This is a genomic window from Blastococcus saxobsidens, from assembly GCF_002938435.1.
Lineage (GTDB): Bacteria > Actinomycetota > Actinomycetes > Mycobacteriales > Geodermatophilaceae > Blastococcus > Blastococcus saxobsidens.
Map to the genome: position 1 here is coordinate 89,123 of NZ_POQT01000010.1, position 24,572 is coordinate 113,694.

Genomic DNA, 24,572 nt, shown 5'->3' on the forward strand with positions numbered 1-24,572 from the left:
GGATTTGCCGGGCACTACCGTGGCGGTGACGCTTTCAGCAGCGAGCTGCCGCTCCTTCTGACACAGCGGAACACCGCCGGCCCAGCGGGGTCGGCGTCGACACGATTGGGTTGCACCATGCCCCTCCCTGACCTGTCCCCGGAACAACGCGCCGCAGCCCTCGAGAAGGCCGCCGCCGCCCGCAAGGCGCGCGCCGAGCTCCGCGAACGCCTCAAGAGCAAGGGCGCCACCGTGGGCGACGTCCTCAAGCAGGGCGAGACCGACGAGGTCATCGGCAAGATGCGCGTCTCCGCCGTCCTGGAGTCCCTGCCGGGGGTCGGCAAGGCCCGGGCTGCGAAGATCATGGAACGCCTGGAGATCTCCCCGACGCGCCGCGTGCGGGGTCTGGGCGCCAACCAGCGCCGTGCGCTGGAGACCGAGTTCGGCGGCGACCAGGTCGGCTGAGCCCGGCCCGACGCACGCACGACCGGGCGAGGACGACGAGTGGCAGCAGCAACACCGGCACGGCTGACCGTGCTCTCCGGCCCCTCCGGAGTGGGCAAGGGCACCGTGATCGCGGAGGTCCGGCGCCGGCACCCTGACGTCTGGGTGTCGGTGTCGGCCACCACCCGCCGCCCCCGGCCCGGTGAGGTCGACGGGGTGCACTACCACTTCGTCGACGCCGCCGAGTTCGACCGGCTGATCGCCACCGACGGGCTGCTCGAGTGGGCCGAGTACGCGGGCAACCGCTACGGCACCCCCGTGGCCCCGGTCCGGGCCCGGCTGGACTCAGGTCGGCCGGCGCTCCTGGAGATCGAGCTGCAGGGCGCCCGCCAGGTGCGGGCCCGGGCCCCCGAGGCGCAACTGGTCTTCCTCGCCCCGCCGTCCTGGGCGGAGCTGCAGAGCCGGCTGGCCGGCCGGGGCTCGGAGCCGGCCGCCGTCCAGGAGCACCGGCTGCGCATCGCGCAGGCCGAGCTCGACTCCTCCGGGGAGTTCGACGTGGTCGTCGTGAACGACGACGTGGCCCGCGCCGCGGACGAGTTGGTAGGCTTGCTGACTGCGCCGTCACCCGGGCTCTCCCAGGGTGCCGGCGCTCACGAGTGAGATGGCGGCCGAAGGCCGTCGCCGCCGGCGCTCACTCCCGCCGAACCGATTGAGGAGCACGCCCGCCCGTGTCCGGAGTCGCACCCGCCCCCGAGGGCATCACCAACCCGCCGATCGACGAGCTGCTCGAGCGCACCAGCAGCAAGTACGGCCTGGTCATCTTCGCCGCCAAGCGCGCGCGCCAGATCAACGCCTACTACAGCCAGCTCTCCGAGGGCCTGCTCGAGTACGTCGGCCCCCTGGTCGACACCGCTCCTCAGGAGAAGCCCCTGTCGATCGCGCTCCGCGAGATCAACGAGGGCCTGCTCGCCCACACCGCCGGCGAGAACTGAGACGGTCCCGTCCCTGCGCGGACGGGCCACCCAGACTGATGACGACGCACCCGGCAGTCCCTGCCGGGTGCGTCGCCGTGTTGGGAGGATGAGCACGTGAGCCGGATCGTTCTGGGTGTCAGCGGTGGAGTCGCCGCCTACAAGGCCGCGCTGTTGCTGCGCGCCCTCACCGAGTCCGGGCACGACGTCCGGGTCGTCCCCACGCCCGGGGCGCTGCACTTCGTCGGCGCCGCCACGTTCGAGGCGCTGTCGGGCAACCCGGTCACCACCGACGTCTGGTCGGACGTGCCGGAGGTGGCCCACGTGCGGATCGGGCAGGAAGCCGACCTCGTCGTGGTCGCCCCCGCCACCGCGGACCTGCTGGCCCGGGCCGCCATGGGCCGCGCCGACGACCTGCTCACCGCCACGCTGCTCACCGCGCACTGCCCGGTCGTGTTCGTGCCGGCGATGCACACCGAGATGTGGCTGCACCCCGCCACGCAGGACAACGTGGCCACCCTGCGCCGCCGCGGAGCCGTGGTCCTGCCCCCGGCGGTCGGCCGGCTGACCGGGCCCGACTCGGGTCCCGGGCGGCTGCCGGAGCCGGCCGACATCGCGGCGCTGGCCGCCGTCGTCCTCGCCGGCGGTGCCGACGCGCTGGCCCCGGACCTCGCCGGCCGCCGGGTCGTCATCAGCGCCGGCGGTACCCGCGAGCCGCTCGACCCCGTCCGCTACCTGGGCAACCGCTCCTCGGGCAAGCAGGGCTGGGCGCTCGCGCGGGTCGCCGCCGCCCGTGGTGCCGCGGTCGTCCTCGTCGCGGCGAACGTCGAGCTGCCGGCCCCCTTCGGCGTGCGGGTGGTGCCGGTCGGCACCGCCGAGGAGCTGCGTTCGGCGGTGCTCACCGAGGCGGCGGACGCCGACGCCGTGGTCATGAGCGCCGCGGTCGCCGATTTCCGCCCCGCCGCGGTCGCCGCCACCAAGATGAAGAAGGGTGCGGCCAGCGAGCCGAACTCGATACCGCTGGTGCGCAACCCCGACGTGCTGGCCGAACTGGTCACCAAGCGGGCACCGGGGCAGCTCGTCGTCGGCTTCGCCGCCGAGACCGGCGACGACGACGGCGACGTCCTGGCCCACGCGCGCGCCAAGCTCGCCCGCAAGGGCTGCGACCTGCTGGTCGTCAACGACGTCTCGGGCGGGCAGGTGTTCGGCCGGCCGGAGAACGCGGCGGTCGTGCTCGCCTCCGACGGCGGCAGCACCGAGGTGCCACGGGGCACGAAGGACGCCGTCGCCGCCGCGATCTGGACGGCCGTCACCACGCGTCTGGGAGACCGCGGCGAGCGCTGACGCGCCGCGGCGGTAACGTTCGCCCCGATCGCACCGCCCACCCGCCCTCGATCCCAGGGAGTCCCCGAGTGCCACGCCGCCTCTTCACGTCCGAGTCGGTGACCGAGGGCCACCCGGACAAGATCGCCGACCAGATCAGCGACTCGATCCTGGACGCGATGCTCGCCCAGGACCCGCGCAGCCGGGTCGCGGTGGAGACCCTCATCACCACCGGACTGGTGCACATCGCCGGTGAGGTCACCACCGCCGGCTACGTCGACATCCCGGCGATCGTCCGCGAGACGGTCCTCGGCATCGGCTACGACTCCTCCCGCAAGGGCTTCGACGGCGCCTCCTGCGGCGTGAGCGTCTCCATCGGCGCGCAGTCGCCCGACATCGCGCAGGGCGTCGACACCGGCTACGAGGCCCGCACCGGCGGCACCTCCGACGACGCCATCGAGCGCCAGGGCGCCGGCGACCAGGGCCTGATGTTCGGGTACGCCACGGACGAGACGCCCGAGCTGATGCCGCTGCCGATCGCGCTGGCACACCGGCTGTCGCGGCGGCTGTCGGCGGTCCGCAAGGACGGGTCCGTGCCCTACCTGCGCCCCGACGGCAAGACCCAGGTCACCGTCGTCTACGAGGACGACCGCCCGGTCGCCGTCGACACGGTCGTCGTCTCCTCCCAGCACGCCGAGGACATCTCGATCGAGACGCTGCTGACCCCCGACATCGAGGAACTGGTCGTCGAGCCGGAGCTGGCCGCCCTCGGACTGCCCACCACCGGCCACCGGCTGCTGGTGAACCCGACCGGCAAGTTCGTCATCGGCGGACCCATGGGTGACGCGGGACTGACCGGCCGCAAGATCATCGTCGACACCTACGGCGGCATGGCGCGGCACGGTGGCGGTGCCTTCTCGGGCAAGGACCCGTCGAAGGTCGACCGCTCCGGCGCCTACGCGATGCGCTGGGTGGCCAAGAACGTCGTCGCCGCGGGCCTGGCCCGTCGGTGCGAGGTGCAGGTCGCCTACGCCATCGGTACAGCGCACCCGGTGGGTCTGTTCGTCGAGACCTTCGGCACCGGCACCGTCGCAGACGAGTTGCTGGAGAAGGCGATCACCTCGGTGTTCGACCTCCGTCCGGGCGCCATCGTCCGCGACCTGGACCTGCTGCGGCCGATCTACCGGCCCACCGCCGCCTACGGGCACTTCGGCCGGTCGGATCTCGACCTCCCGTGGGAGCGCCTCGACCGCGTCGAGGCGCTGCGCTCGGCTGTCGCCTAGCACCGCGCCCGGCCCCGACGGGGCCAGGACTGTCGGCATGAGCGGGGAGACTGGCCGGGTGCAGGTGGCCCGGGTCGTCGTCGACGTCCCGCTGGCCCACCTGGACCGGCCGTTCGACTACGCGGTGCCGGAGAAGTTCGCCGACGTGGTGCAGGCCGGCTGCCGGGTGCGGGTGCGCTTCCACGGCCGGCTGGTCGACGGCGTCGTCTGGGAGCTGGGCGATACGACCGAGTTCAGCGGCACCCTGCAGCCGCTCTCGCACGTGCCCTCGGGGGAGCCGGTGCTCACCCCGCAGGTGGCGCGGCTGGTCCGCGCGGTCGCCGACCGGTACGCCGGCACGGCGAGCGACGTGCTGCGCCTCGCGCTGCCGCCGCGCCGCGCCGCGGCGGAGAAGCGGCCCTCGCCCACGCCGGAGGAACTGCCCGAGCCGCCCGACCCGGCGGGCTTCGCCCGTTACCAGGCCGGGCCGGCACTGCTGACGGCGCTCGCCGAGGGGCGGCCCGCACGCGCCGTCTGGACGGCCCTGCCCGGGGAGGACTGGCCCACCCGGCTCGTGGAGCTCTGCCGGGCCGCGCTCTCCGGCCGGCGCGGGTCGCTGGTGGTCGTGCCGGACGGCAAGGACCTCGACCGGCTCACGGCGGCGGCGCAGCGGCTGCTGCCCGCCGACTCGTTCACGGTGCTGCGCGCCGACGACTCGCCCGAGAAGCGCTACCGCCGGTTCCTGGCCGCCTCGCGGGGTGCCGCCCAGGTGGTGCTGGGCACCCGGGCGGCGATGTTCGCCCCGGTCCGCGAGCTGGGCCTGGTGGTCGTCTGGGACGACGGCGACGACCTGCACTCGGACGACCACGCGCCTTACCCGCACGCGCGGGACGTGCTGGTGCAACGGGCCTGGCTGGACTCCTGCGCCGCGGTGGTCGCCGGGACCTCGCGGACCGCCGAGGCGGCTCTGCTGGTCGAGTCGGCGTGGGCGCACGAGCTGGTCGCCGACCGTGCGGTGCTGCGGGCCGCGGCGCCGCGGGTGCAGGCGCTCGGTGACGACTTCGAGCTCGCCCGCGACCCCGCCGCGCGCACCGCCCGGCTGCCCTCGCTGGCGTACGAGGCGGCCCGCAAGGCGCTGGCCGCCGGTGCGCCGGTGCTCGTGCAGGTGCCGCGCCGCGGGTACGTGCCGTCGCTGTCGTGCGCCCGGTGCCGGGCGCCCGCGCGGTGCGCCGCCTGCGCCGGGCCGCTGGGCATCTCCCCGCGTCCCGGTCCGGGGGGCACCCGGATCCCGGCCTGCCGCTGGTGCGCCCGCCCGGCCGCGACCTTCGACTGCCCGCACTGCCACGCCACGAAGCTGCGCGCCGCGGTGGTGGGGGAGTCGCGCACCGCCGAGGAGCTGGCCCGCGCCTTCCCGGGCACGACCGTCCGGACCTCCGGCAGCACGTCGGGCGTGCTCGCGTCGGTCCCGGCCGGGCCGGCGCTCGTGGTGGCCACCCCGGGGGCCGAGCCGGTGGCCGAGGGCGGCTACGGCGCCGCGTTGCTGCTGGACTCCTGGGCGCTCCTCGGCCGGGCCGACCTGCGCGCCGGTGAGGAGACGCTGCGCCGGTGGACCAACGCCTCGGCGCTCGTCCGGCCGGCGTCGGCCGGTGGGCTGGTGATCGTGGCCGCCGACGCCGCGCACCCCGTCGCCCAGGCGCTGGTCCGCTGGGACCCGGCCTGGCTGGCCGAGCGCGAGCTGGCCGACCGGCGGGAGCTCGGATTCCCGCCGGTCACCCGGATGGCGTCGCTGGCGGGGTCGCCGGCCGCGCTGGCGGAGTTCCTGGCGGCCGCGCGGCTGCCGGGCGACGCCGACCTGCTCGGCCCGGTGCCGGAGCGGCCGCGGCCCGGGCAGGAGGGCGAGCGGGAGCGGTACCTGGTCCGGGTGCCGCGCACCGACGGCGGGGCGCTGGCGCACGCGCTGGCCGAGGTCCAGGGCGTGCGCAGCGCGAAGAAGGCCCCCGAGCACGTCCGCGTGCAGCTCGACCCGCTCGACCTCGTCTGAGAAGGGACCACCCTGCCCCCCACCGCTCGCAGGCTCGCGGCGGGCCCCTGCAGGGCGGCCGACCTCGTGCGGGCGCGGGCGACCTGCTGTGGCCACCTACGATCGACCGGTGAGCGTGACCCCCATCCGGCTGTTCGGCGACCCGGTCCTGCGCCGGCCCGCCGCCCCGGTCGTCGACTTCGACCGGGAGCTCCGGCAGCTCGTCGCCGACCTGACCGAGACCATGCACGCCGCCGGTGGCGCGGGCCTGGCCGCACCCCAGATCGGCGTCGGCCTGCGGGTGTTCACCTGGTTCGTCGACGGCGAGGTCGGTCACCTGGTCAACCCCGACGTCGCCGCGGTGGGGGAGGAGATGCAGGACGGCCCCGAGGGCTGCCTGTCCATCCCCGACCTGCGCTACGACTGCCTGCGGCACCTGCACGTGGCGGCTTCCGGCTGGAACATGCACGGCGACCCGGTGCGGATCGAGGGCTCGGAGCTGCTCGCCCGCGCCATCCAGCACGAGACCGACCACCTCGACGGCGTGCTGTTCGTCGACCGGCTCGCCGATGCCGACCGTGCCGCCGCCCTCGCCGAGATCCAGGCTGCCGAGTGGTCCGGCTACGGCAGCTACCTCCCCGTCGTGAAGGTGAGCCCGCACTGAAGCTCCTGTTCGCCGGTACGCCGGCGCCCGCAGTCCCGTCGCTGGAGGCGCTGCTCGCCTCCGACCACGACGTCGTCGCCGTCCTGAGCCGGCCCGACGCCCGCTCCGGACGGGGCCGCACGGTGAGCCGCTCGCCGGTGGCCGAGCGCGCCGACGCGGCCGGGATCCCGGTGCTGCAGCCGCGCTCGCCCCGCGAGCCGGAGTTCCTGGCGCAGTTGGCCGACCTCGCCGTCGACTGCGCGCCCGTCGTCGCCTACGGCGCCCTCGTGCCGCAGCCGGCGCTGGACCTGCCCCGCCACGGGTGGGTCAACCTGCACTTCTCGCTGCTGCCCGCGTGGCGCGGGGCGGCGCCGGTGCAGCACGCGATCATGGCCGGCGACGAGGTGACCGGCGCATCCACGTTCCGGCTGGAGGCGGGCCTGGACACCGGGCCGGTGTTCGGCACCCTCACCGAGGCGATCGGCGCGCGCGACACCGCCGGGGACCTGCTGGAGCGGCTCGCGGTGAGCGGGGCGCAGCTGCTCGTCGCGACCCTCGACGGCATCGAGGCCGGGGCGCTCGAGCCCCGGCCCCAGCCGTCGGACGGGATCAGCCTCGCGCCGAAGGTGGAGACCGCCGACGCCCGCGTCGACTGGGCGCTGCCCTCCCATGTCGTTGACCGGCGGGTCCGTGGGGTGACGCCCGCCCCGGGCGCGTGGACCACCTGGCGCGGCGAGCGCATGCGCGTCGCACCCGTGGAGCCGGTGGCCGGCGGGCCCGACCTGTCGCCGGGCGAGGTCCTGCTCGACGGACGTGCGGTCGTCGTCGGCACGGGCAGCGGCGCGGTCCGCCTCTCCCAGGTGCAGCCGGCCGGGAAGAGGATGCTGCCCGCCGCTGACTGGGCCCGGGGCGCGCGTCCCGCGGCCGGCGAGCGGGTGGGCGCGTGACCCGGCCGCCGTCGCGGCGTGGACCCCGCCGGCACCCGGCCACCCGTCGCCCGGTGCTGGACGGGCCGCGGCTGACCGCCTACGACGTGCTCGACGCCGTCTCCTCCCGGGAGGCGTTCGCCAACCTGCTGCTGCCGCAGCTGCTGCGCGAACGGAAGCTCGACGAGCGGGATGCCGCGTTCACCACCCAGCTGGCCTACGGGGCGCTGCGGGCGCAGGGCACCCTCGACGCGATCCTCACCGGCCTCGTCTCGCGGCCACTGGCCGAGCTGGACCCGCGGGTGCTGGACCTGCTCCGCCTCGGCGCGTACCAGGTCGTCGACCTGAGAGTGCCGGCGCACGCCGCCGTCGACACGACCGTCGACCTGACCCGCGCCATCGTGGGGCCGGGGGCGGCCGGGCTGGTCAACGCCGTGCTGCGCAAGGTGGCCGCGGGCGGGGACCGGGCCGCGTGGCTGGCCGCGCTCGGCGCCGAGGGTGACGAGCGGCTGGCGCTGGCCACCGACCACCCGCGGTGGATCGTCGAGGCGTGGCGGGACGCCCTCGACGGTGAGGACGAGCTGGAGCCGGCGCTGCTGGCCGACGACGCGGCTCCCGAGGTGCACCTCGTCGCCCGGCGGATGGGCCGTGCGGACCTGCTGACCGAGTCCGGTGGCGAACCCGGCCCCTGGTCGCCGTACGCGGTGCGGCTGCGTGGGGGAGATCCCGGCCGGCTGGCGTCGGTGCGCTCCGGCCGCGCCGCGGTGCAGGACGAGGGCAGCCAGCTCGCCGCCCTGCTGCTCACCCGTGCGCCCCTCGAGGGCACGGACACCGCCTGGCTGGACATGTGCGCCGGCCCCGGCGGCAAGTCCGGGCTGCTGGCCGCCACCAGGCCCGACGGCGTCCGGCTCACCGCCGCCGACCGGGCGCCGCACCGTGCCGACCTCGTCCGGCAGGCGTTGCGCGACGAGCGGGACGTCGAGGTGCTGGCCGCCGACGGCACGCAGCCGCCGTGGCAGCCCGGCTCGTTCGACCGCGTGCTGCTCGACGCACCCTGCACCGGGCTGGGCGCCCTGCGGCGTCGCCCGGAGGTGCGCTGGCGCCGGACCGCCGAGGACGTCGCACCGCTGGCTGAGCTGCAGACGGCGTTGCTGGACAGCGCGCTCCGCTCGGTCCGGGTGGGTGGGGTCGTCGCCTACGTGACGTGCTCGCCGCACTCCGCCGAGACCACCGACGTGGTGGAGGCCGCGGCACGGCGGGACGACGTCGAGGTGCTCCCGGTGGCGCCGCTGTTCCCCGAGGTCCCGGACATGGCCCGCGGCGAGCACGGGCAGCTGTGGCCGCACCGGCACGGCACCGACGCCATGTTCATGGCGCTGCTCCGCCGCACCAGCTGACGCTCGCTCAGAACGGCGGTGGATCGTCGTCCGGGTCGGGTAGCGATGGTGGTGGGTGCGGTGGTTCGGTGAGCACGCGGTAGCAGGGTGGTCGGCTGGTGCGGGTCACCCCGGAGGGGGTGATGACGGTCAGCACCCCCTCGTCGCTCAACGTGTGGACCCAGCCCTCGGCGTGGGTCTTGAGCCGGTGGTGGCGCCGGCATAGGCAGCAGAGGTTGTCGCAGGAGGTCTCCCCGCCGGCGGCGTGCGGGACGACGTGGTCCAGATCGGCCCAGCCGGCGCGCACGGTGCAGCCGGGATGCCGGCAGGTGCGGTCCCGCACCCGCAGGAACCGTTGCTGGGCTGCCGAGGGGCGGTAGCGGTCGACCGCGCCGGGTGCGGTCAGCACCGGGCAGGCGCAGGCTGCCTCGGGATGCTCGGGGCAGCCGCGGCGGGCCAGCCGTGCGACCTCGCCGCGGTCGGTCAAGGCCAGCAGCGCGCCGGTGCGGTCGGTGATCGCGATCTCCAGGCTGCCGCCCGTCGGGGCCTGCAGCCCGCCGGGGCACAGCGCGTCCAGCTGGGTGAGCAGCTCGCGCAGGTGGGCGGCGGTGATCGGCTCACCATCGACCTCACCCACCGGGGAAGCCGTGCCGGGCGGGGTAGCGGTGCCGGGCGGGGTGAACGCGGCCGGCCGCGGGCCACCGGCGGCCATGAATCCGGTGGGAGTGAGCGCCGTCAGCGGGGCCACCACGGTCAGCTGCGCGGTGACCGGCGGCTGGTCCTGCCAGGGGCGCAGCATCAGATCAGCCGCAGCCCCGGCCCGCAGCATGCCGATCGGCCGGTCGTCACCGGCCTCCTTCGCCGCACGGGCGTGCCGGTCCACGGTGTCCCGGCAGGCGCGGGCCTCGGGATGGGGCATGAGGGCGCGCAACTCGCTCATCCCGTCCCCGACCGGGCGCACAGTGACGTCCGCTGCGCGGCGGCGGGACTCCCGTCGCCGGTCGGCGGCCGTGGCATCCCGGGCGATGAGCTCGGCGCGCACCGCTTCCCGCAGCTTGCCCACCCCCAGCTCCCCGGCGCCGGGCAGCACCGCGGCCTCCATCCCGGCGATCACGCCCGGATCGGTCTCCCGCCCGGTGGCGGCGACCTCTGCGGCCATGGCCCGGGCACGGGGCCAGTCCAGCCGCCCCAGCCGCAGCTGCTCGAACACCCCGGTGAGCACGGTGGTGAGGATCTCCGCGTGCTCCAGCAGGGTGACCGCCGCCGCCCGGCTGCAGTTCTGCACCGCCGCCAACTCATCGGGCACGAACTCACTGGCATCGCGCGGGCCGGTGTGCCCGGCACGCTCACCGCCCGGCAGCGCACCAATCGGAGCCGGGCGGGCGGCGGCCAGGTCCATCGCCAGCTCCACCCGCAACGCCGCCAGCTGGGCCTCGGCCACCACGATCTGCCCCAGCAGCGCCGCGGCCTCCCCAGCACTGCGGCCGGCCGGCAACCACGCGCTCAACGGCTCACCCGACCGGGGAGCCGGATCCGGATCGACCAGCTCCCACGGCGAGGGCACCGGGTCCACCGGCACCACGGTCACCCCGACCGCGAACCCGCCACCCGACGACATACCCGCAGGCTATGCAGGGGGTACGACAGTTCCGGCGCTCCGACCAGGTCGTCCGCCGGAGCTCATCGGACGCAGGGTGACCGCGTACCCGGAAGTGGCGGCGGGGGCGGCGGCCCCGCTCTCCTCGATGTGCCAGCGCACGACCTCGTCCTTGCGCTGGACCTCCGTGGCCCGGGCGTAGGCCTCGTTGAGCTCGTCGGCGGTGGCGAGCGGGATCTCGGTCGACGTCTCGCCGGTGTGGGGGTTGGTGTGGGTGGCGGTCTTTCCCGCGCGACCGGTGCGCCAGGTGCCGGCGATCGCCATCCGGTCGAAACCGTCGTAGGGCGGAAGGGCGTCGGAAGCCATGATCAGGCCCTACCCCGGTCGCCACAGGAGACATGTGGGGCCGCGCGCCCGTCAGTCGCGTGGCGGGCCGGGAGGGTCAGCGAGCCAGCGGCGTCCGGCGCGGGCCTGGCGAAGACACCCCGCGAGGAACAACAGCGCTGCGACGAACGCGAACGCGGCGCCCGGCAGGGTCGTGGCCAGGTCCTGCCAGGACACGAACGCCACGTGCGGAGCGAACAGGACGAGCAGGAACAGCGGACCGAGGACCCGCATCCGGGCCATGTCCGCCGCGCGACGGTCGGCTGCCTGCCGACGCCCCAGTCCCGGTCGGCGTGCCGCCGCACCGCGTACTCGGCCAGCAGGCGCCGGCTCTGCAGCCGGCGGCCGGGCTCGGTACCCAGGAGCGCCCAGGCTGCAAGCGCCAAGGTCAGACTTATCGCCACCGTGGTTTCCCACGCCCCCGGGGATCACTGCGCCGGTTCCAGGCGCAGGAGCGCGAAGCCGACGATGAACGGTGCTGACGTCATGGCCAGGTGGCGCAGCTCATGCCGGGCCTGGACACGGACCGCCGCCGTCGCGTCGTCCGCGATCAGTTCCGGCTGGTCGGGCGCGCCGGGGTCGCTCACGAGGGCAGGTCGGGGATGCACGACCTCGTCGGTGGACCACGGACAACCGCTTCACCCGTTCGCGCAGCAGGCGGCGGTCGCGGGAGTGGGCGGGCCCACGAGAAGGCCGCACCTAGACTCGGCGGACGTGTCCCGGGAACCGATGATCGCTCCGAGCCTGCTGGCCGCGGACTTCGCGCGCCTCGCCGACGAGGTGGCCCGGGTCGCCGACGCCGACTGGCTGCACGTCGACGTCATGGACGCGCACTTCGTCCCGAACCTCACCCTCGGCCTGCCGGTCGTCGAGGCCATCCAGCGGGTGAGCCCGGTGCCGCTGGACTGCCACCTGATGATCACCGACCCCGAGCGCTGGGCGCCCGGGTACGCCGAGGCCGGCGCCCGCAACGTCACGGTGCACGCCGAGGCCTGCCGCGACGCCCGGGCCGTCGCCCGCGACATCCGGGCCGCCGGAGCGCTCGCCGGCCTGGCCGTCAAGCCCGGCACCCCGCTGGAGGACCATCTCGACGTCCTGCGCGACTTCGACACCTTGCTGGTCATGAGCGTGGAGCCCGGCTTCGGCGGCCAGTCCTTCATCGCCGACGTGCTCCCCAAGGTGCGGGAGGCCCGCCGGCTCGTCGACAGCGGTGAGCTCACCCTGCTCGTCGAGATCGACGGCGGCATCAACGCCGACACCATCGAGCAGGCGGCCGAGGCCGGGGTGGACATGTTCGTCGCCGGCTCCGCCGTCTACGGCGCCGACGACCCCGGCAAGGCCATCGCGGCCCTGCGCGCGCAGGCCGCTGCGGCGATGCGCGGGTGACCGTCAGCGACGCCGAGCTGCGCGCGATGGCCCGGGCCCGCGAGCTCGGGGGGACGGTGCTGGGCACCACCAGCCCGAACCCGGCCGTGGGCGCCGTGGTCCTCGCCGCCGACGGGACGGTCGTCGGCGAGGGGGCCACCCAGCCGCCCGGAGGACCGCACGCCGAGGTCCGCGCCCTGACGCAGGCCGGCGACCGCGCACGCGGCGGCACCGCGGTGGTCACCCTCGAGCCGTGCGCGCACACCGGTCGCACGGGCCCGTGCGCCGACGCCCTGCTGGCGGCCGGGATCGCGCGGGTCGTCGTCGCCGTCCCCGAGCCGACGGAGCTCGCCGGCGGGGGAGCGGAGCGGCTGCGGGCCGCCGGGGTCGACGTCGTCGTGGGCGTCGAGCAGGAGGCGGCCGAGCGCGGGGCCCTGGCCGGGTGGCTGACCGGCGTCCGCGAGCAGCGCCCCTACGTCGTCTGGAAGGTGGCCGCGACCCTGGACGGGCGGGTCGCGGCGGCCGACGGCAGCAGCCGCTGGATCACCGGCCCCGAGGCGCGCGCCGAGGTGCACCGCATCCGGGCCGGGTGCGACGCCGTCGTCGTCGGCTCGGGCACCGCGCTCGCCGACGACCCGCAGCTCACCGTCCGCGACGCCGACGGCCGGGACGCCGCCCGGCAACCGCTGCGGGTCGTCGTCGACCGCCGCGACCGGCTGCCCGCCACCGCCCGGGTGCTGGACGGCGCCGCGCCCACTTACGTCAGCCGTGCCTCGACGCCGGCGGAGCTCCTGGCCGAGCTGTTCGCCCGCGACGTCCGCCGGGTGCTGCTCGAGGGCGGCCCCACCCTGGCCGCCGCCTTCCTCCGCGACGGGCTCGTCGACGAGGCCGTCGTCCACCTCGCGCCGAAGCTCCTGGGTGCCGGTCCCTCCCTGGTGGGTGACCTGGGAATCAGCGGCATCGGCTCGGCGCTGTCCTTCTCGGTCGCCGGTCTCACCCCCCTGGGCGGGGACGTGCAGATCCGGCTGCACCCCACCCGGCACACTGGTGGGGGCACCCGCACCGGCGGGGACGGCACGGACGGAGGGAGCTGAGGTGTTCACCGGCATCGTCGAAGAGGTGGGCACCCTGGCCGCACGGGAGGACCAGGGCGACTCCGCCGTCCTTCGCATCCGCGCCCGCACCGTCCTGACCGACGTCTCGCTGGGCGACTCGATCGCCGTCAACGGCGTCTGCCTCACGGTCACCGGTGTGCAGCACGGGGCCGACGGCACCGGCGTCTGGACCACCGACGTGATGGCCGAGACCCTGCGCCGCAGCAGCCTCGGCGCCGTCGTCGACGGCGCACCGGTCAACCTCGAGCGCGCCGTCAGCCCGCAGACGCGGCTGGGCGGCCACCTCATGCAGGGGCACGTCGACGGCGTGGGCCGGATCGTGTCCCGCACCCCGGCCGAGCACTGGGAGGTCGTCCGGATCGGACTGCCGGCCGGGCTCGGCCGCTACGTCGTCGAGAAGGGCTCCATCGCCGTCGACGGCGTCTCGCTCACCGTGAGCGCCGTCAGCCCCCTGGCCGACCCCGAGCCCTGGTTCGAGGTCAGCCTCATCCCCACCACCCTCCGCGAGACCACGCTCGGTGCGCGCGCCACGGGGGAGCCCGTCAACCTGGAGGTCGACGTGATCGCCAAGTACGTGGAGCGTCTGCTGGAGGCCCGCGCATGAGCGGACCCGTCCGGCTGGATTCCATCGAATCCGCCCTGGCCGCCATCAAGAGCGGCAAGCCCGTCGTCGTCATCGACGACGAGGACCGCGAGAACGAGGGCGACCTGATCTTCGCCTCCGAGCTCGCCACCCCGGAGCTGGTCGCGTTCATGGTCCGGTACACCTCGGGCTACATCTGCGTGGCCGTGAGCGAGGCCGACGCCGACCGCCTGGACCTCCCGCCGATGCACCGGGTGAACCAGGACCGCCTCGGCACGGCCTACACCGTCACGGTGGATGCCCGCGAGGGCGTCACGACCGGCATCTCCGCCTCGGACCGGGCGCACACCATCCGGACCCTCGCCGCCGCCGCGACGACGTCGGCGGACCTGGCCCGGCCCGGGCACGTGGTGCCGCTGCGGGCGCGGGACGGCGGCGTGCTGCGCCGGCCCGGGCACACCGAGGCCGCCGTCGACCTGGCGCTGCTGGCCGGCCTGCGCCCCTCGGGCGTGCTCTGCGAGATCGTCAGCGAGAAGGACCCGACCGGCATGGCGCGCAGCGGGGAGCTGCGCGTCTTCGCCGACGAGCACGACCTGTGCCTGATCTCGATCGCCGACCTGATCGCCTACCGCAAGCGGTTCGACAAGCTGGTCGAGCGGGTCGCCGAGGCGATCGTCCCGCTGGCGCCGGGCACCTTCACCGCGGTCGGCTACCGCAGCTCCTACGACGAGCGCGAGCACGTGGCCTTCGTCTACGGCGACATCGGGAACGGCGACGACGTCCTCGTCCGCGTGCACTCCGAGTGCCTCACCGGCGACGTGTTCGGCTCGCTGCGCTGCGACTGCGGTCCCCAGCTGCAGACGGCGCTCGCCGCCGTCGCCCAGGAGGGCCGCGGCGTCGTCCTCTACATCCGCGGGCACGAGGGCCGGGGCATCGGCCTGCTGCACAAGCTGCAGGCCTACCAGCTGCAGGACATGGGCGCCGACACCGTCGACGCCAACCTCGACCTGGGGCTGCCCGCCGACGCCCGCGACTACGGCACCGGCGCGCAGATCCTCGTCGACCTCGGCATCCGCACCATGCGGCTGCTGACGAACAACCCGGCCAAGCGCGCCGGCCTCGAGGGCTACGGCCTCCGGGTGCTCGGCCGGGTGCCGCTGCCGAGCCACGTCACCGAGCAGAACCTCGGCTACCTGCGCACCAAGCGGGACCGCATGGGGCACCTGCTCGACATCATCGAGCCCGAGACGGAGGCCGGCCCCGCGGACGCCCCGGGTGCCACGACCGTCCCGGGCACCGACGTGCCCCTCGGGCAGAACGAGCAGCCGGCATGAGCGGCGCGGGCGCACCCGAGGCGCGACCGGTCGACGCGGCCGGCCTGTCGCTGGGCGTCGTGGCCACCACCTGGCACGCCGAGATCACCGGCGCGCTGCTGGACCGGGCGCTCGCCGCGGCGCAGGCGTCCGGCGTCGTCGCGCCGACGGTCGTGCGCGTGCCGGGAGCCGTGGAGCTGCCGGTGGTCGCGCAGGCGCTCGCCGAGCGGCACGACGCCGTCGTCGCGCTGGGCGTGGTCGTCCGCGGCGGCACCCCGCACTTCGAGTACGTGTGCGACTCGGTGACCGCCGGGCTCACCCGGGTGGCCCTCGACGCCGGGAAGCCGATCGGCAACGGGGTCCTCACCACGAACGACGAGCAGCAGGCCCGGGACCGCTCCGGCCTGCCCGGCGCAGCAGAGGACAAGGGCTGGGAGGCCACGATCGCCGCGCTGCAGACGGCGCTGGTGCTCCGCGAGCTGCGGGCGCCCCAGCGGACGACCGGCTTCGCCGCCACCCCTGCCGGCCAGGAGGCCCGCTCGTGAAGACCTTCGACTCCCTCTTCGCCGAGCTGAGCGCCAAGGTGGCCGACGGCGACCCGGCGTCCGGCACCGTCGCGGCCGTCCGCGACGGTGTGCACGCGGCGGGCAAGAAGGTCGTCGAGGAGGCGGCCGAGTCCTGGATGGCCGCCGAGCACGAGGGCGAGGAGCGCACCGCCGAGGAGATCAGCCAGCTCCTCTACCGCGTGCAGGTGCTCATGCTCGCCCGCGGGCTGACCCTCGACGACGTCTACACCCACCTGTAGAAGGACCCTCGCGCTCCCCACGACACGCTTCGCGCGCCGCGGGTCCCTGCGCGAGGGCCGTTCCATCCGCTTCTGAAGGAGTTCCCCCATGCTGCGCGTCGCCGTGCCGAACAAGGGCGTCCTGAGCGAGCCCGCCGCGGAAATGCTCGCCGAGAGCGGGTACCGGCAGCGCCGCAGCACCAAGGACCTCGCGGTCTACGACCCGGAGAACGACACCGAGTTCTTCTACCTGCGGCCCCGCGACATCGCCGTCTACGTCGCCGCCGGCACGCTCGACGTCGGCGTCACCGGCCGCGACATGCTGCTGGAGACGGCGCCGGCCGACGGGGAGGGCCCGGCCGCGGTCGAGGTCATGCCGCTGGGCTTCGGGCGGTCGTCCTTCCGCTTCGCCACGCCCGTGGAGTCCGGCATCGAGCAGGTGGAGCAGCTGGGCGGGAAGCGGGTCGCCACCGCCTACCCAGTGCTGGCCGAGCGCTACCTGCGCGAGTCGGGCATCAAGGCCGACGTCGTCAAGCTCGACGGGGCCGTCGAGACCGCCTGCCGGCTGGGGGTCGCCGACGCGGTCTGCGACGTGGTGGAGACCGGGACGACGCTGCGCGCCGCGGGCCTGCACATCATCGGCGAGCCGGTGCTCACCAGCGAGGCCATCCTGGTCCGCCGCGAGGGGGCCGAGGAGATCCCGGCGGTGGCCCAGCTCCGCCGCCGGCTCAAGGGCGTCCTGGTGGCCCGGCAGTACGTGATGCTCGACTACGACTGCCCGAACGAGATCCTGCCCGCGGCCACCGCGATCACGCCCGGCATCGAGGGGCCGACGGTCAGCCCGCTGCAGACCCCCGGCTGGTCGGCCGTCCGCGCCATGGTGGCCAAGGCCGACACCAACCGGGTCATGGACGAGCTGTGGGAGCTCGGGGCCCGCGCCATCCTGGTTACCAGCATCCACGCCTCCCGGATCTGAGCCCGGTGACCGGCGGGCAACTTTTCGCGGGCTCCGTTCGTCGGACCGGCATGCGACGTCTGCTGCCGCTCCTGCTGCTCGCCTCGGCGGTCGTGCTCGGCGCCTGCGGCACGCCCGCCGCCGACGGCGGTGCCGGCCCGGCGCCCTCGGACGCGGCCGGTCCGGGTGGCGGCACCGGCATCTCCCAGGCGGAGAACGACCTGCGCATCGACGTCGACCGTGGGGACGGCAGCCCGCCCGAGTCGTGGACGCTGGTCTGCGTCGGCTTCGTGGAGGGCACCCACCCCCAGGCGCAGGCGGCCTGCGACCACCTCGCCGGGATGACCGACCCGTTCGCGCCGATCGCGGCCGACACGATGTGCATCCAGCAGTACGGCGGCCCGCAGACCGCGCGGATCACCGGCCGCTGGCAGGGTGGCCCCGTCGACCTCGAGCTCTCCCGGGTCGACGGGTGCCGCATCGCCCAGTGGGACTCGCTGGGCCCGGTCCTGCCGGTCCCGGTGACAGGGGTCCAGCCGCTCGGCTGACGCCGGCTCCGGTCAGCGGGGGCGGGTCGTCCGCTCCACCAGGTCGATCGCCGTGCACAGGCCGAGCGCCAGGGCCCGGCCGGTGACGGGGCCGGTCGCCAGGAGCCGCTCGACGGCCGGCGCGAGCAGCTTCTCACCGACCAGCCCGCGCAGCACGGCCGCGTACTCGGCGCTCACCCGGCCCGCGGCGGCGTGCCGGAGCAGAGCCCCCGACAGCTCAGTGGTGCGCCCGGCGGCCAGCGAGCAGACGCCCGCGGCGAACCGCTCCGCCGAGGGGTGGCCGAGGAGGACCAGGCCCGCGATCGTGCCCGCCATGACGTCGTCGCCGGCCGGGGTGAGCCCCGGCCCGACGCCGATGAGCCGGGTCGCGGTGCGCAGCGCCGCCTCGAGGTCGGCCCGGCGGACGGCGCCGCGCAGCGCCGCCAGCGGCCCGCCAGGGCCGGTCGGCAGACCCGGCAGGGTGAACGCGCTGTGCGGCACGCCCTCGCCGTAGAGGGTGTTGCGGAGCTGGCGGACGCCCTCGGGGAGCAGGGCCGGGCGCCCCCCGGGCAGCCGGGGGCGCGGGTCCCACCAGGCGGCGGCACTGACGGCGAGGTCGCCGACGGCGACCCGTCCGCCACCCACCTCCGCGGGGGCGCCCGCGGGCAGCCCGACGAGCGGGCGGCCGTTGCTCGGGCGGAACAGGATGCAGCCGAGCGGCAGCCGGGGGGCGTCGCCGGTCAGGATGCCGACGACGTCGCTGCAGCCGCGTTCACCGGTCACGTGCAGGTAGACCGCCGTCGGTGAGCTGAGGAGCACGCGGGCGGGGCGGACCGGGCCGCGGAGCAGCTCGGCGACGCCGGTGCTGGCGGCAGCGGGCACCGCGGTCGCCGCTCTGGCCGGGCGGGCGGTGCGCGCGGTCGCCCGCGCGGACTCCCGGGGGAGCGGGATGGTGGGCACACCGGCGCGGGCCGCCTGGCCGCGCAGCGCGACCCGATCGCTCGTGCCGGTCCGGACTGTGGTGTCGTCGATCGCGCGCATCTCGGCCCCTCCCCGACGGGTCGGAGGAGGCCGGTGGGTCGGCCCCCTACCGCTGGATCCAGCCCCTCGCGGGAGGACCGGCGGCACCGCCTGAGCGGGAACGCCTACCATCCAGCGAGCGGGTCGATCGGGTTGAACCTAAGCGGCGCGTCGCACGCCTTCTTATGGCGGAAGTCGCCAAGAATGGGTCTCGGCGTCCAGGGACACCTGACATCATCCTGCGGTGTGGCACTGTGGACGCGAACTGAAAGGGGACGCTTCGTGACCCAGAGTGACGCGTCGCTGATGGCCTCTACGCACGGTAATGGAACCCTGCCGTTCCGTCGTAACTGGGCTGTCGACGAGTCGCCGCGCGCCGAGGCCCGGGACGACCGCAGGAGCTGGCAGCAGCGCATGGGTCTCACCGTCGAGGAGGCGCTGGACCTGCCGTCGCTGGCCGGCACGGCCGTCGCCGCCGGAGCGGCCGGTCTCAGCCGCGTCGTCCGCCACATGGTGGTCGACGACCCCGCCGAGCCCCTGGCCGCGGCCGGACCCGACGTCCTCGTCGTCCTGGGCGCCCGCCTCCCGCCCGCCGACCCGGCGAGCTGCCGGGCGCTGGTCGAGCGGCTGGACTCCGTCGGCACCGCCGCCCTGGCCTACCGCCGGACCGACGGGCCCCCGCCGCTGCCGGGCGAACTGCTGGCCGAGGCCGACCGCCGCGGATTCCCGGTGCTGGCCCTGCCCTCGACCGCGCGCCTGGACGAGATCGTCTCCGCCGTCCTCGGCACCGTCGTGGCCAAGCAGGGCGAGGCGCTGGCGCTGTCCTCGCGCATGGACGACGAGTTCACCGAGGTCGCCCTGACCGGCGGGGGCCTGGCCGAGGTGACCCATCGCCTGGCCGTCATGCTCGAGGGCACCGCGGTGCTGGGCCTGGGCCCCGACCGCGACATCGTCACCAGCGCCGGTCCCGCCGAGGACGTCGAGGAGATCAGCGACTGGCTCTGGCTGCTCGACGCGGCCGCCGACGACGCGCTCGCCGAGCTGACCCCGTCCCGCCGGCTCTCCGGCGTGCGCGCCGACCGGACCGTGGTCACCCCGGCCGACGTGCTGGCCGACGCCGACCTCTCGCCGGCCGACGGCATCCTCCTGGTCCCCGGGCACCACGAGCTGCCCGGCGGTGTGGGTGAGTACGCCGTCGCCCCGATCATGGCCGGCGACCAGCGGCACGGCTGGCTGGTCGCGGTGCACCGGACCGGCGCGATGATGCTCGGCGCCGGTGGCGTCCTGGAGCGGGCCGCCGTCATCGCGGCGCTGTCGGTCATCCGGCTGCAGGCCGTGCACTCCGTCGAGCTGCGTTTCCAGGGGGACCTGGTCCGTCGCCTGGTCGGCGGCGCGGTCGGGCACACCGAGCGCACCCTGGCCTACACCCGGTCGTTCGGCTGGCGGCTGGACGGCCCGGTGGCGGTCCTGGTCACCGCCACCGAGACCGTGGCCGACGCCACCGCCGACCCGACCCGCGCCCTCGACGTCCTGGACCGGCTGGCCGACGGCTGGCGGGCGGCACTGGAGTCCGAGGTGGCCGGCGCCGCCGTCGCGGGCCTGGCCACCGAGATCGTGACGCTGCTCCCGCTGGACGGGCGGACGCCGGAGGAGCTGTCCGCGCTCGTGTCCGCGGTGACCTCGCGGGTGAACGGCCGGCTGCGCCGCGTCGGGCGGCTGCTCGGGACCGGTATCGGGCGCCCTGCCGGGGCGCTGCCGGAGCTGGCCGAGGCGCACCGCCAGGCGCAGCGGGCGCTGGGCGTCGGTCAGGAGATCCACGGCAGCTCATCGGTCACCCACTTCGACCAGCTGGGCGTCTTCCGGCTGCTCTCCCTCATCCCCGACAGCTCCGAGCTGCGGTCCTACGTCGACGAGGTGCTCGGTCCGCTGGCCGACGCCGTCGACGCCGACTCGGCGGACCTGCGCGAGACGCTCCGCGTCCTGCTGGAGACCAACCTCAACGTCGCCGAGTCGGCTCGGAGGCTGCACTTCCACTACAACACGATGCGCTACCGCATCGGCAAGCTGGAGCGGATGCTCGGGCCGTTCACGACCGACCCGACGCTGCGGCTGAACCTGCTGCTGGCGCTGCACGCGGCTCGCATGCGGGGGCTGGACCAGCCGCACCGGCCGCCGCTGGAGGCCGGGCTCGGCCTGGGCCCCGACGACGGCTTCGACGCGCTCCTCTGACCCGCCGCGGACGGACACCGGGACCCGCTGCGGTGAGCTCGCCCGTCGCCGCGCTGGTGGCCCGGATGTCCGATCTGCTCGCCGAGCTGGAGGACACCGGGAATCCGGCGCGGTTCTTCCTCGGCACGTACCTGCGCACGACCAGGGCCGTGGCCGCCGGGCTCGACCGCGGGCTGTTCGAGGACGCCGGGTGGGTGACCCGCTGGGACGTCGACTTCGCCGAGCGCTACCTGGACGCCCTCGCCGCGCACCGGGCCGATCCCGGCGCCCCGCCCGGCCCCTGGCGCCGGGCGTTCGGCGCGGACCCGGAGCTGCGGCCGGAGGGGCACGTGCTCCTCGGCATGAACGCGCACATCAACTACGACCTGCCGCAGTCGCTGCTCGCCGTCATCCCACCCGAGCACTTCACCGACCCGGCGGTGCTCGACCGCCGGCACCGCGACCACGGCCGGATCGACGGCGTCCTCGCCCGGCGCGTCGGCGCGGAGGACGCCGAACTGCGGCGGGCCGGCGGCAGCCGCACCCGGCTGGACCGGCTGCTCACGCCGGCCAACCGGCTGGCCGCCGTCACCTTCCTCCGGGAGTCCCGGCGCAGGGTCTGGGCGAACACCGGTGTGCTGCAGGCCGCCCGGCTCCGCGGGCCCGGTGTGTACGCCGCGGGCCTGGCGGAGCTGGAGGCGGCGAGCACCGCGCGCATCGGGGACCTGCTCCGTCCCGGCCCGGTCCTCCTGCGGCTGGCCGTGCACGGGTTCGGCGTCTCGTTGACCCGCGCGACCGCCCCGGGGAGCGGTCCGGCCTGAGCCCGGGAAGGCTGACGCCGGAGCGCCGCACGTCGCGGCGCGGGAGGAGAGCCGCATGACCAAGGCAGCACAGCCCCTCGTCGACAGGGTCGCCCTCGTGACCGGCGCGTCGTCGGGCATCGGGGAGGCGACGGCGCTCGCCCTCGCCGGCGCAGGGGCGTCCGTCGCCATCGGCGCCCGGCGCACCGACCGGCTCGAGTCGCTGGCCGGCCGGCTCCGCGAGGGCGGCGCCAGGGTGCTGCCGCTGGAGCTCGACGTCACCGACGAGCAGGCCTGCGCCGACGCCGTCCGGCGGACCCGCGCGGAGCTCGGCGGGCTCGACGTCCTGGTGAACAACGCCGGGGTCATGCTGCTGGGGACGATCGCCGGCGCGGACCCCGGGGACTGGCGCCGGATGATGGACACCAACGTGCTGGGACTCATGTACATGACCCACGCGGCGCTCGACGGCATGGTCGAGCAGGGGTCCGGCGACATCGTCAACATGTCCAGCGTCGCCGGGCGCACCGCCCGCAAGGGCGCAGGGGTCTACAACGCCAGCAAGTGGGCGGTGAACGCCTTCAGCGAGTCCCTGCGGCAGGAGGTGACCGGCCGCGGCGTGCGGGTGAGCCTGGTCGAGCCGGGCGCGGTCACGACCGAGCTGACCAGCCACATCACCCAGCCCGAGGCCAAGGTTGCCTCGGAGCGGATGCACGCCGGCATGCGGGCGCTGGAGGCCGACGACATCGCCCGCGCCGTCGTCTACGTGGTCTCGCAGCCCGCCCACGTGGCGGTCAACGAGGTGCTCGTGCGGCCCACCGGCCAGGAGCGCTGACCCCGCGGAAAGCCGGGGCGACCGGCACCCACGGCTCCTGGTCGGTGCTCGCGGCGACCATTCCCCGCCGGTCGACGAGGACCCCGCGCACGCCCGTGCGGGGCATGGTCCCGGAGCGCCCCCTGTCGGTGGACGGCGGGGCGCGGCAGACTGCCGACCGTGGATGTACTCGTCACCGGAGCCACCGGCCGGCTCGGCCGCCGTCTCGTGCCGCACCTGCAGGACGCCGGGCACCGGGTCCGGCAGATGTCGCGCCGCGGGACCGGCCCGGGTGGCGTCCGGGGCGACCTCGTCACCGGCCGCGACCTCGGGCACGCGCTGGCCGGGGCCGAGGTGGTCGTGCACGCCGCCAGCGATCCGCGCGGGAACCCGTGGGAGGTGGACGTCGCGGGCACCCGTCGGCTGGTCGAGGCTGTGGACCGCGACCGCCTCCGGCACCTGGTCTACGTGTCGATCGTCGGGATCGACCGGGTGCCGCTGAGCTACTACCGGGCCAAGTACGCCGCCGAGCAGGTGCTGCTCGCCTCGCGGCTCCCCATCACCCTGGTGCGCATCACCCAGTTCCACGAGTTCGCCGACGAACTCCTCGGGACCGCCCGCCGCGGCCCGCTGCTGCCGGTCCCGATGGGCTGGCGGGTCCAGCCGGTGGACGTCGACGACGCCGCCGCCCACCTGGCCGCGACCGCCTCGGCCGAGCCGGACGGCGGCGTGGTGGAGTTCGGCGGGCCCGAGGAGCACTCGGTCGGGGACCTCGCCCGCGCGTGGGCGGCGGTGCGCGCACCGACGGCGCGGGTCCTCTCCACGCCGTTCCCGGGCCGGCTGGGCGCGGCCCTGCGCGACGGCGCCGCACTGCCCGCCCGTGGCGGGCGGGGACGGCGCACCTGGGCGGAGTACCTGGCCGGGAGCCCGTCCCCGGGCTGAGCCGACCGCGTCGTCCCTGCCAGTCTCCGGCGGTGGACGGCCAACTCCGGACGCCGTGTCCGAAAGCCGCCGGTCCCCGTCGGGGGCGCCGCCTATGGTCCGGTCGTGAGCACGCCCCGGCCCGCCGCCCTCGACGCCCGCACCCTGATGGCGGTCACCGTCACCGTCCTCGCCTGGGCGTCGGCGTTCATCGGCATCCGCGCGGTCGGCGAGGACCTCTCGCCGGGTCCGCTGGCGCTCGCCCGCCTCCTCGTCGGCACCCTGGTCCTCGGCCTGCTGGTGACCCGGCGCGGCTGGGTGCGCCCCGCGGCGCGCGACTGGCGGCTGCTCGCGGTGTGCGGGGTGGGCTGGTTCGCCGTCTACAACGTGGCGCTCAACGCAGCCGAGCAGCACCTCGACGCCGGCACCACGGCCATGCTGGTCAACCTCGGGCCGATCCTCATCGCGCTGTTCGCCGGTCTGTGGCTGGGGGAGGGCTTCCCGCGCCGGCTGGTGCTCGGCGTCACGGTCGCCTTCGCCGGTGTGCTGCTCATCGGCCTGGCCACCCGGGGCGCGGACGCCGACCTGGTGGGCGTGCTGCTGTGCCTGGTGGCCGCGCTCACCTACGCCGTCGGGGTCGTGGCGCAGAAGCCGCTGCTGGGCCGGCTCCCGGGGCTGCAGGTCACCTTCACGGCCTGCGCCATCGGTGCCGTCTGCTGCCTGCCCTGGGCCGGGGCCCTGGTGACCGAGCTCGGGCGTGCGCCCGCGACCTCCCTCGCCGGTGTCGTGTACCTCGGGGTCGTGCCCACGGCGCTGGCCTTCAGCACCTGGGCCTACGCCCTGCGGCGGATGGACGCCGGCCGCCTCGGGGTCACCACCTACCTGGTGCCGCCGCTGGTGATCGGCTTCGGCTGGCTGCTGCTGGACGAGGCCCCGCCGGCGCTGGCCGTCGTCGGCGGTGCGGTCTGCCTCCTGGGCGTGGCGGTGTCCCGGACGCGGAGTCGGCGGCCCGCGCGCCCGGCCGTGGCGGTGACCACGGCCTGAGGGCCGGCGGGGGGGCCGTCGCCCGGCTCGCGGAGGCGGTCCTTCGCCGCGCTCAGCGCCGGGACGTCGGGGCCCAGGGGTCCTCGGGGTCGATGTCGTCCGGCTCCGCGGACGCCGGCCCGGCCGCGGACCGGCGGGTGGCGGCCTCCAGCGCGGCATCGCGGGCCCGGGCCTGCTCGGCGCGGCGCGCCTCCTCCT

General features: G+C 75.7%; 27 protein-coding genes. 22 read left to right on the top strand and 5 right to left on the bottom strand.

From position 1 onward, the window contains the following. Positions 1–117 precede the first annotated feature (117 nt). The 9 genes from mihF to C5507_RS08760 all read left to right on the top strand — a co-directional run bounded on the left by mihF (position 118) and on the right by C5507_RS08760 (position 8,965). Positions 118–444, top strand: coding sequence for an integration host factor, actinobacterial type (gene mihF, locus C5507_RS08720; RefSeq protein ID WP_104528140.1), 327 nt, complete (start codon positions 118–120; stop codon positions 442–444). 39 nt (positions 445–483) lie between these two features. Beyond that, positions 484–1,083, top strand: a complete 600-nt coding sequence (gene gmk, locus C5507_RS08725; RefSeq protein WP_104528141.1) for a guanylate kinase — start codon at positions 484–486, stop codon at positions 1,081–1,083. Between the two features lie 68 nt (positions 1,084–1,151). Beyond that, a complete protein-coding gene (gene rpoZ, locus C5507_RS08730; protein ID WP_014376157.1) occupies positions 1,152–1,415 on the top strand; it encodes a DNA-directed RNA polymerase subunit omega in 264 nt (87 codons plus the stop codon). A gap of 96 nt (positions 1,416–1,511) precedes the next feature. Further along, complete coding sequence (gene coaBC / locus C5507_RS08735; protein ID WP_104528142.1) at positions 1,512–2,738, top strand: bifunctional phosphopantothenoylcysteine decarboxylase/phosphopantothenate--cysteine ligase CoaBC; 1,227 nt, start codon at positions 1,512–1,514, stop codon at positions 2,736–2,738. Positions 2,739–2,806: 68 nt separating this feature from the next. Continuing rightward, a complete protein-coding gene (metK, locus tag C5507_RS08740) occupies positions 2,807–4,000 on the top strand; it encodes a methionine adenosyltransferase (RefSeq protein WP_104528143.1) in 1,194 nt (397 codons plus the stop codon). Positions 4,001–4,037: 37 nt separating this feature from the next. Further along, the gene (locus C5507_RS08745) at positions 4,038–6,020 is read left to right on the top strand and encodes a primosomal protein N' (RefSeq protein WP_242610999.1); all 1,983 of its coding nucleotides are present in this window, start codon (positions 4,038–4,040) and stop codon (positions 6,018–6,020) included. 109 nt (positions 6,021–6,129) lie between these two features. Further along, positions 6,130–6,663, top strand: a complete 534-nt coding sequence (gene def, locus C5507_RS08750) for a peptide deformylase (protein ID WP_104528166.1) — start codon at positions 6,130–6,132, stop codon at positions 6,661–6,663. After that, entirely contained in the window at positions 6,612–7,589 is a 978-nt protein-coding gene (gene fmt / locus C5507_RS08755; protein WP_242611000.1) for a methionyl-tRNA formyltransferase, read from the top strand. The genes def and fmt overlap by 52 nt, the downstream gene beginning before the upstream one ends. Then, on the top strand, positions 7,586–8,965 hold the full coding sequence (locus tag C5507_RS08760; RefSeq protein WP_104528144.1) for an RsmB/NOP family class I SAM-dependent RNA methyltransferase: 1,380 nt from the start codon (positions 7,586–7,588) through the stop codon (positions 8,963–8,965). Before fmt ends, C5507_RS08760 begins: the two co-directional genes overlap by 4 nt. Positions 8,966–8,972: 7 nt before the next feature. Here the strand turns inward: C5507_RS08760 and C5507_RS08765 are convergent, their stop codons facing one another. The 4 genes from C5507_RS08765 to C5507_RS22195 form a co-directional block, all read right to left on the bottom strand. Beyond that, positions 8,973–10,562: an HNH endonuclease signature motif containing protein gene (locus tag C5507_RS08765; protein WP_104528145.1), complete on the bottom strand. Its 1,590-nt coding sequence runs from the start codon at positions 10,560–10,562 to the stop codon at positions 8,973–8,975. Between the two features lie 9 nt (positions 10,563–10,571). Then, positions 10,572–10,907 carry a hypothetical protein gene (locus C5507_RS08770; protein ID WP_104528146.1) on the bottom strand — a complete coding sequence of 112 codons (336 nt, stop codon included), beginning with the start codon at positions 10,905–10,907 and terminating at the stop codon, positions 10,572–10,574. Positions 10,908–10,958: 51 nt separating this feature from the next. Continuing rightward, positions 10,959–11,168 carry a hypothetical protein gene (locus tag C5507_RS08775; RefSeq protein ID WP_104528147.1) on the bottom strand — a complete coding sequence of 70 codons (210 nt, stop codon included), beginning with the start codon at positions 11,166–11,168 and terminating at the stop codon, positions 10,959–10,961. Positions 11,169–11,353: 185 nt separating this feature from the next. Beyond that, a complete protein-coding gene (locus C5507_RS22195) occupies positions 11,354–11,512 on the bottom strand; it encodes a hypothetical protein (RefSeq protein WP_158657549.1) in 159 nt (52 codons plus the stop codon). A gap of 127 nt (positions 11,513–11,639) precedes the next feature. Here C5507_RS22195 and rpe point away from each other — a divergent pair, with 127 nt between their 5' ends. The 8 genes from rpe to C5507_RS08815 all read left to right on the top strand — a co-directional run bounded on the left by rpe (position 11,640) and on the right by C5507_RS08815 (position 17,588). Next, a complete protein-coding gene (gene rpe, locus C5507_RS08780; protein WP_242611001.1) occupies positions 11,640–12,311 on the top strand; it encodes a ribulose-phosphate 3-epimerase in 672 nt (223 codons plus the stop codon). Continuing rightward, complete coding sequence (gene ribD, locus C5507_RS08785) at positions 12,308–13,384, top strand: bifunctional diaminohydroxyphosphoribosylaminopyrimidine deaminase/5-amino-6-(5-phosphoribosylamino)uracil reductase RibD (protein WP_207225685.1); 1,077 nt, start codon at positions 12,308–12,310, stop codon at positions 13,382–13,384. The genes rpe and ribD overlap by 4 nt, the downstream gene beginning before the upstream one ends. 1 nt (position 13,385) lies before the next feature. Then, positions 13,386–14,009, top strand: coding sequence for a riboflavin synthase (locus tag C5507_RS08790; protein ID WP_104528148.1), 624 nt, complete (start codon positions 13,386–13,388; stop codon positions 14,007–14,009). Then, positions 14,006–15,322 (top strand): bifunctional 3,4-dihydroxy-2-butanone-4-phosphate synthase/GTP cyclohydrolase II, encoded by a 1,317-nt coding sequence (locus C5507_RS08795; RefSeq protein WP_104528149.1) that lies wholly within the window; start codon positions 14,006–14,008, stop codon positions 15,320–15,322. Before C5507_RS08790 ends, C5507_RS08795 begins: the two co-directional genes overlap by 4 nt. Further along, entirely contained in the window at positions 15,319–15,846 is a 528-nt protein-coding gene (gene ribH / locus C5507_RS08800) for a 6,7-dimethyl-8-ribityllumazine synthase (RefSeq protein ID WP_104528150.1), read from the top strand. Before C5507_RS08795 ends, ribH begins: the two co-directional genes overlap by 4 nt. Then, positions 15,843–16,106: a phosphoribosyl-ATP diphosphatase gene (locus tag C5507_RS08805; protein ID WP_104528151.1), complete on the top strand. Its 264-nt coding sequence runs from the start codon at positions 15,843–15,845 to the stop codon at positions 16,104–16,106. The genes ribH and C5507_RS08805 overlap by 4 nt, the downstream gene beginning before the upstream one ends. An 88-nt stretch (positions 16,107–16,194) precedes the next feature. Next, positions 16,195–17,061: an ATP phosphoribosyltransferase gene (hisG, locus tag C5507_RS08810; protein WP_104528152.1), complete on the top strand. Its 867-nt coding sequence runs from the start codon at positions 16,195–16,197 to the stop codon at positions 17,059–17,061. Between the two features lie 50 nt (positions 17,062–17,111). Beyond that, a complete protein-coding gene (locus C5507_RS08815; RefSeq protein ID WP_104528153.1) occupies positions 17,112–17,588 on the top strand; it encodes an SSI family serine proteinase inhibitor in 477 nt (158 codons plus the stop codon). Positions 17,589–17,600: 12 nt separating this feature from the next. Here the strand turns inward: C5507_RS08815 and C5507_RS08820 are convergent, their stop codons facing one another. Then, the gene (locus C5507_RS08820) at positions 17,601–18,608 is read right to left on the bottom strand and encodes an oxamate carbamoyltransferase subunit AllH family protein (RefSeq protein WP_104528154.1); all 1,008 of its coding nucleotides are present in this window, start codon (positions 18,606–18,608) and stop codon (positions 17,601–17,603) included. Between the two features lie 261 nt (positions 18,609–18,869). Here C5507_RS08820 and C5507_RS08825 point away from each other — a divergent pair, with 261 nt between their 5' ends. The 5 genes from C5507_RS08825 to C5507_RS08845 all read left to right on the top strand — a co-directional run bounded on the left by C5507_RS08825 (position 18,870) and on the right by C5507_RS08845 (position 24,374). After that, positions 18,870–20,816, top strand: a complete 1,947-nt coding sequence (locus tag C5507_RS08825; protein WP_242611002.1) for a helix-turn-helix domain-containing protein — start codon at positions 18,870–18,872, stop codon at positions 20,814–20,816. 32 nt (positions 20,817–20,848) lie between these two features. Beyond that, positions 20,849–21,616 carry a DUF5995 family protein gene (locus C5507_RS08830; protein ID WP_104528156.1) on the top strand — a complete coding sequence of 256 codons (768 nt, stop codon included), beginning with the start codon at positions 20,849–20,851 and terminating at the stop codon, positions 21,614–21,616. 55 nt (positions 21,617–21,671) lie between these two features. Beyond that, positions 21,672–22,430 (top strand): SDR family NAD(P)-dependent oxidoreductase, encoded by a 759-nt coding sequence (locus tag C5507_RS08835; RefSeq protein WP_104528157.1) that lies wholly within the window; start codon positions 21,672–21,674, stop codon positions 22,428–22,430. A gap of 159 nt (positions 22,431–22,589) precedes the next feature. Then, entirely contained in the window at positions 22,590–23,351 is a 762-nt protein-coding gene (locus C5507_RS08840; protein ID WP_104528158.1) for an SDR family oxidoreductase, read from the top strand. A gap of 105 nt (positions 23,352–23,456) precedes the next feature. Then, the gene (locus C5507_RS08845; RefSeq protein WP_242611003.1) at positions 23,457–24,374 is read left to right on the top strand and encodes a DMT family transporter; all 918 of its coding nucleotides are present in this window, start codon (positions 23,457–23,459) and stop codon (positions 24,372–24,374) included. Positions 24,375–24,572: the final 198 nt, after the last annotated feature.

Bases quoted from the DNA above. Each gene is read 5' to 3' on its own strand.
- C5507_RS08835 (WP_104528157.1), top strand. From the start codon at position 21,672: ATGACCAAGGCAGCACAGCCCCTCGTCGACAGGGTCGCCCTCGTGACC.
- C5507_RS08775 (WP_104528147.1), bottom strand. From the start codon at position 11,168: ATGGCCCGGATGCGGGTCCTCGGTCCGCTGTTCCTGCTCGTCCTGTTC.
- C5507_RS08745 (WP_242610999.1), top strand. From the start codon at position 4,038: ATGAGCGGGGAGACTGGCCGGGTGCAGGTGGCCCGGGTCGTCGTCGAC.
- C5507_RS08815 (WP_104528153.1), top strand. From the start codon at position 17,112: ATGCGACGTCTGCTGCCGCTCCTGCTGCTCGCCTCGGCGGTCGTGCTC.
- C5507_RS08820 (WP_104528154.1), bottom strand. From the start codon at position 18,608: ATGCGCGCGATCGACGACACCACAGTCCGGACCGGCACGAGCGATCGG.
- mihF (WP_104528140.1), top strand. From the start codon at position 118: ATGCCCCTCCCTGACCTGTCCCCGGAACAACGCGCCGCAGCCCTCGAG.
- C5507_RS08765 (WP_104528145.1), bottom strand. From the start codon at position 10,562: ATGTCGTCGGGTGGCGGGTTCGCGGTCGGGGTGACCGTGGTGCCGGTG.
- hisG (WP_104528152.1), top strand. From the start codon at position 16,195: ATGCTGCGCGTCGCCGTGCCGAACAAGGGCGTCCTGAGCGAGCCCGCC.
- ribH (WP_104528150.1), top strand. From the start codon at position 15,319: ATGAGCGGCGCGGGCGCACCCGAGGCGCGACCGGTCGACGCGGCCGGC.
- C5507_RS08795 (WP_104528149.1), top strand. From the start codon at position 14,006: ATGAGCGGACCCGTCCGGCTGGATTCCATCGAATCCGCCCTGGCCGCC.
- C5507_RS08770 (WP_104528146.1), bottom strand. From the start codon at position 10,907: ATGGCTTCCGACGCCCTTCCGCCCTACGACGGTTTCGACCGGATGGCG.